The sequence below is a fragment of the Neorhodopirellula pilleata genome (assembly GCF_007859915.1).
Taxonomy (GTDB): domain Bacteria; phylum Planctomycetota; class Planctomycetia; order Pirellulales; family Pirellulaceae; genus Rhodopirellula; species Rhodopirellula pilleata.
Map to the genome: position 1 here is coordinate 313,270 of NZ_SJPM01000003.1, position 6,007 is coordinate 319,276.

The window sequence follows — 6,007 nt, forward strand, 5'->3', positions numbered from 1 at the left end:
GCCGAATCGGCGTCGGCTCCGACACCAAAATTCTCTTTACAAGCTCACTCAATCTTGAGCCAAAATTCAATCTGGCGACAAGCTTGAACGCTAAGTATTCTGGCCGTAACGGTTTAGACGCACTGTCCGGTTATGAAGATTCGATGTGGTTCCGGTTATCGACAGATTTTCCACCAGTTGTCAAAGTCGGATTGCCGATGGTTTTTGGCATCGAGCTGGAGACGACTTGCGCCGAACTTCAACGATTTGCGAGACACCCCGGCTTCGGGGGGCGCTCGTCGGATTTCACTCGGGTAAACTTGAGCAAAACTGTTTGACTTGTTTGCTAGCAAACCTAGAATCTGCCTCCACGTCGCGAGGGAGCTAAGAGGCCGGCGGCAGTTACTTTTCGAATCCGCTTTTCACGACCGATCGCCGGGATTCCGGCCGAAATGTGAGAACGATTTCGTTCCATTGGCGACCCGTTGTCGCCGCCCTCATCATTTTTCCAAAAGGAGTTGTCGCTACCGGTATGTCGTCGACGCAAGGCAGCATCGAGACGCAGGAAGCCATCGGTAGATTTACCGACGCCTTGCGACAACGCATCGGAACGGATCGTTTCCGGCTGTGGTTCACCCATGGCGTTCGATTCGCTCTCGAGGTCGGCGACGACTCCGACGCGGTCTTGTTGGAAGTCAGCGGGCCGTTCGCGGCCGACCGGATTGCGAAGAACTTCACGTCCGACCTGCGGGCCTCGGCCATCGCCGCGTTGGGCGATCACGCGAGATTCCGTTTGGAGGTAGCCCAAGCGACGACGCAGCCCGACTTGCTCGACGGGCAGTCCGATTTGATGGATTCGTACGGAGATTCATACGACGACTCGGACGGGACTGAAACGGCTTCGGACATGTCCGCGAAGTCGACTCGATCCAAACGTGCCCAAGCGGCCAAACTAACCCAAGGGGCCAAACGTACCCAAGCGACACAGGGCCGTGCGACCAAACGAAACGCAAATCAACTATCGAGTTTGCTGTCGCAATCGACGCTTGCGCACGATTCGATCGATGGCGTCCATGTAAACGGTTCAGGCTCTCGATCCGGCAAACCGAAATTGACAGGGTCGAAAGTCGATTCACGCCGTGAATCGGATGTGGCCACGATGCCACCGTTACCCGAATCGTACCCGACCGGCGGTCGAACACTCGACAGTTTCCTGACCGGACCTTGCAATGAATTCGCGTTCTCGGCCGCAACGATGGCCATCTCAACGCCCGAAGTGGCCACGCCTCTGTTTCTTCACGGACCGACCGGCACGGGGAAATCGCATTTGCTCTACGCGATCGCCGAGGAGTTTCGACGCCGACGTCGCATGCGTCGCGTTGTATTATTGACTGCCGAGCAATTCACCAACGACTTCATTAGTTCGGTCAATACGACCGGCCTGCCCGCCTTTCGCCGTCGATATCGCGAAGTCGACGCGTTGTTAATCGACGACGTGCATTTTCTCGCCGCCAAGACAGCGACGTTACGCGAAGCGTTATACACGGTCGAGTCATTGACCGCCGCCGGCAAGCCGCTCGTGTTCACGGCCAACTTACCGCCCGCCGACATCCGGGGCCTGACCGGCGAGGTCGCCGGGCGGATGGCGTCGGGGCTGGTGTGTCCGCTGACAATGCTTGATCCGGCTACACGATTTCAGTTGTTGCAACGATTAGTGAAAACCCGTTGCGTGCTTGATTGCGACGAAGAGTTATTGCGAGAGGTCAGCGAGGCAGTCGGCGGCGACGCGCGGGCTGTCACTGGGGTCGCAAACATGATCGGCATGTTGCAGCGTATGTATCGTCGTGAACCGACGATCGACGAGGTTCGTCGCTTCGGCGGTGACTTGCTCCGCAACACCCGCAGTGCCCCTTCGTTGCGTTCGATCGAAAAGGCGGTTTGCGAGGCTTTTGGCATCGAAGCAGAAGGGTTGCGTGGCAAGGCCCAAACAAAACGTGTCAGCGAACCGCGGACGCTGGCGATGTACTTGGCCCGGCAACACACCGGTTCGGCATTCACGGAAATCGCACAACATTTCGGCCGGCGTAGCCATTCCGGCGCGATCGCGGCTCAGCAAAAAGTCGAAACTTGGCTGTCGTCTGGCAAACCCATCGGCGGTGGCGATGCGGCCATGACTGCCAAGGAAGCGATCGCCCGCGTGGAAGCTCGCTTGCGGGTCGGTTGACCCCCTGGACACTTTCGCCGTTGCGGCGGCGGGCAAATGTCCGACAATGAAAGAAATCGTTGCGGACACTGGTTCTTTTGATTCCCACCCTTCCCCCCACACGGTCACACGGATGATTGCAGACGACCACCAGTTCGGCGGCTCCGGATTTCGCGGCAAAAAGAAGAAAGAAGCCTCCGCCAGCGAGATCCTGCAACGACAACCGCCCTTCGAACTTGAAGCGGAAATGGGCGTGATCGGCAGTATCCTGTTGATGCCCGATATCTGCGACGAAATCGCGTCGCTCAAAGCCGACGACTTCTATGACGATGCCAATCGGATCATCTACACCCACCTGCGTGAGATGTACGACACGGGTGAAAAGATCGACGTGACGTTGTTGGTCTCTCGAATGCGAACCGCCAACGAATTTGAAAAGGCCGGCGGGGCGGCGTACTTGGCCCGATTGGCCGGCAGTGTCGCCAACGCGGCCCACGCGGTTTATTACGCCGAAATTGTGACTGAAAAAGCAGTCTACCGACGGCTCATCGAATCGAGCACCGAGATCCTCCGAGAAGCGTACGAACAAAGCAGCACGGCGAAGGAACTGTGCGCCCAAGCCGAACAAAAAGTTTTTGCGATCATGGACGGCCGCAGCAGCAGTGCCGTGTCGAGCATCAGCGACGTGTTGCACCAAGCGATGGATCGCATGGAAGCGAGAATGCGCGACGACTATGTCGAAGGCGGTGCCGAAACCGGTTTGATCGATTTTGACCAGATGACCGGCGGACTGCACAGCGGCGAGTTGATCATTCTCGCCGCACGTCCGTCGATGGGTAAGACCGCGTTGGCGATGAACATCGCCGAGAACGTCGCGGTCAAACAACGCAGCCCAGTTTTATTCGTCAGCTTGGAAATGTCGGCGATCGAATTGGCCGATCGTTTGTTGTGTTCGATCGCTCGCGTCAACGGTCACAAACTACGCAACGGTTCGATTCGAAGTGAAGACCGCGACCGATTGGTTCAAAAGGCCAATGAGATCAGTCAAGTACCGCTGTTCGTCGATGATTCACCCAGCCGTACCGTCAGCGAGATCGCGGCGGCGGCCCGTCGCATCAAACGCCGCGAAGACGATCTCGGGTTGATCGTGATCGATTACTTGCAACTGATCGAACCGGACAACTCACGTGATCCGCGTCAGGAGCAAGTCGCGAAGATCGCCCGGCGACTCAAGGGCGTCGCACGGGAGCTCGAAGTTCCTCTGTTATGTCTTTCCCAGCTCAACCGGCAAGCCGAAGAGGGCAAGGACCACCGTCCCAAACTCAGCCACCTGCGTGAATCTGGGGCGATCGAGCAGGATGCCGACGTGGTGATGTTCGTACACCGTGAAGAGTACTACCACCGCGGCGAGGACAAAGCCCAGTACGCCGGCCAAGCCGAAATCATCATCGCGAAACAACGAAACGGCCCGGTCGGCGACGTCGAGCTGACATGGGAAGCTGACTTCACACGATTCAGCAACCGGGCCGCCGAGCATCACAGCGAATTCGACGATTACCGCGAGTTCACTTCGCCGGGCGGGTTTTAGTTCGAGGTGGTTTTGGGTCGCCTCCCCCAACTTCGGAGACTGCCGATTCAATTAGCCGTTTTGGCGTTAGCGGGCTGTTGATTTAATCGTAACCCGAAGCGTCAGCGAGGGATTGAACGCTATTAAATCCTCTGTATGTATCCCTCGCTCACGCTTCGGGTTGCGATGCAAACTAAATCAACAGCCCGCTAGTCACGGTTTCGGATCACAACCCGACGCGTGAGCGAGGGACCGATTGTTGCGCTCCATCATCCGACGACCAACGTGATAAGATTGATCGAGACCACGCCGCCCTACGTCCATCGATTTCTTGAGTCACCTCCCTTGAAGACCTCCCATCCACAACCGCAATCCATCAAGACGCCCGGATGGTCCGACGGATTTCGCGAATGGTTTCGTAGCATTCCGCCCGGTTTGGGGTTGAAACAAAACCCCGTTTTGCAACGTGAGCTGCTCGTCAACTTGCGAACCAGCCGGGCGTTCGTGTTGTTGGCCGTCTACCAGATTTTGTTGGCGACGGTGACCTTGATTGCCTGGCCGAGCGATGAACGATTGGACCTGACTCAAAACCCGCCGTCGGCACGGCGGTTGGTCGATCTTTTCTTTTTGGGCCAATACGTGATCGCTTCGTTGATCGCCCCCAGTTTCGCCGCCGGCACGATCTCGGGTGAAAAAGAACGCCAAACTTACGAGATGTTACTCGCCAGTCCGCTGCGTCCCGGAGCGATCGTGATCGGCAAGTTGGTCGCAGCGCTAACGCACTTGGGTTTGTTGATCGTTGCATCGCTTCCGATCATCGTCTTGTTCCTGCCTCTCGGCGGGGTCAGTGTTTACGAAGTCGCCGCAGCCTACTTGGGACTGTTCGTGTCGGTGATTTTGTTCGGCGCGATCGGGGTGTTTTGCAGCAGTTACTTTTCGCGTACGAGTAATTCGCTGGTCGTTAGTTATCTGGTGATCTTGCCGTTGGTGATCGGCGGCGTGTTGTTGTGGCAGGCGTTGGCCTTTGACGGCCTATTGCGTTTAAAGGTAATCATTTTCGTCGTGCCAGCGTTTGCCATCGCTGCGGTGATCTTAATGACGGCGGCCACGTCGTCTCGAATGCTCTATCCACCCGACGTCGGAAGCGAAGGCAAGGAGGTCATCGATTTGGAACAGGAGGCCGCCGAGGCGGTCGGATTGATTATCCAACCCGACCAGTTTCCCGACCGACTGTTCGCACCGCCACGTCGTGACACGTTGATGGAAGACGGCGCGAATCCGGTTTACGACAAAGAAATTCACGGAGAGATATTCAGTCAGGGCACGTTGATGCTGCGACTGGTGATTCAGATCAGTATCTTGTTGGCGATCCCGTTGATGGGAGTATTGTTGTTTTGGCTAACACCGCACTCGCCATGGTTTGCCGTTTATGTAATCGTGTTCAATCTGTTGGTCGGTCCAGTGTTCTTGGCCGGTGCAATGACGAGCGAACGCGAACGCCAAACGCTTGACTTGTTGCTGACGACAACACTCTCGCCGTGGAAGATTTTTTGGGGCAAGTTTGTCGTTGGTTTTCGTGTCGCCTTCGTGCTAACTAGTTTCTTGGTGTGGCCGATGTTGTTAGGTTTGTTGCTCAATCCAGACTTCTACTCGAATTGGGCTCTGGTGGCTGGCCTGTTCGCGATCCCCATCATGGTCAGCGTCGTCAACGCGGTGATCGCGATCACCGCGTCGTTGTATCAACGTCGAACCGTGATGGCATTGATGACGACTTACGTGGTGTTGCTGGCTTTGTATGTCGTCCCGCCCGGACTGAGTATCTTGTGTCGAACGTTAGAGCTTCCCCAAGCGACGATTGGTTATGTCGACGCACTCGGAGTGACCAGTCCTTTCCGGGCTTTGTTTTCACTGCCGATGGATACGAACTTATTGCGAGTCGACGCATCCGAACCCGCCTTCGACGGTCAACCGTGGGTCGTCGTAGGCTACTTCGCGTTCAGCCTCGTTATCCTCGCGATTTGTTCAGCCATGATCTCCACCAAACTCAAACGGCTCGGCGGCCATTTGGAGTAACTCAGCGTCGACTCTCGCGGGCTGTTGATTTAGTCCTCATCGAAACCCGAAGCGTGAGTTTTGAAGACTGCCATATGGTTTTCAAGTGGGAAGGCAATTTTGTTACGGGTACATATTTTCACCGGTCTGCTCGGAAGCAGTTTTCGATTCGCAATCATCGGAACTGACGCTGGATTGAAAAATCG

The 6,007-nt window shown here is 56.3% G+C and carries 3 protein-coding genes; all 3 read left to right on the plus strand.

Translation table 11 applies throughout. The annotated features are described in order from the left end of the window. The first annotated feature begins 511 nt into the window (after positions 1–511). On the plus strand, positions 512–2,203 hold the full coding sequence (locus Pla100_RS10205) for a DnaA/Hda family protein (RefSeq protein ID WP_146577592.1): 1,692 nt from the start codon (positions 512–514) through the stop codon (positions 2,201–2,203). Between the two features lie 112 nt (positions 2,204–2,315). Further along, positions 2,316–3,770 (plus strand): replicative DNA helicase, encoded by a 1,455-nt coding sequence (dnaB, locus tag Pla100_RS10210; protein ID WP_146577593.1) that lies wholly within the window; start codon positions 2,316–2,318, stop codon positions 3,768–3,770. 414 nt (positions 3,771–4,184) lie between these two features. After that, positions 4,185–5,822 carry an ABC transporter permease gene (locus Pla100_RS10215; protein WP_197167841.1) on the plus strand — a complete coding sequence of 546 codons (1,638 nt, stop codon included), beginning with the start codon at positions 4,185–4,187 and terminating at the stop codon, positions 5,820–5,822. The last annotated feature ends 185 nt before the right edge of the window (positions 5,823–6,007 follow it).